Origin of the sequence: Achromobacter sp. GbtcB20 (genome assembly GCF_019091095.1) — a bacterium.
In the GTDB taxonomy this organism is placed as follows: Bacteria; Pseudomonadota; Gammaproteobacteria; order Burkholderiales; family Burkholderiaceae_B; genus Achromobacter; species Achromobacter mucicolens.
In genome coordinates this window covers 1-262 of the sequence record NZ_JAGXJZ010000606.1, presented here as the reverse complement: position 1 = coordinate 262, position 262 = coordinate 1, and the positions used below count along the sequence as shown (strand labels likewise).

Sequence of the window (262 nt, the reverse complement as noted above, 5' to 3'; positions counted from 1 at the left end):
TGCGCTGAGCCCTCACGCTTTTCCCAGCGGGAACCGCACCAGCGCCGCCAGCCCGCCCAGCCGTTCCGACTTGTCGAGCTTGAGCGTCGCCCCGTGGCGCTCGGCGATGGCCTTGATGATCGCCAGGCCCAGGCCGCTGCCGGCGGCCTCGCTGCCGGCGACGCGGTAGAAGCGGTCGAACACGCGCTCGCGCTCGTCGGGCGGGATGCCCGGGCCGCTGTCCTCGACCGTGATCTCGGCCGCATCCTTTTGCAGGCGCACC

1 protein-coding gene is annotated in these 262 nt (G+C 72.5%); it reads right to left on the bottom strand.

What is annotated here, in order from left to right:
- Positions 1-12 precede the first annotated feature (12 nt).
- On the bottom strand, positions 13-262 hold a 250-nt coding region (locus KVT32_RS30410), incomplete at its 5' end, for a sensor histidine kinase (RefSeq protein ID WP_217619467.1).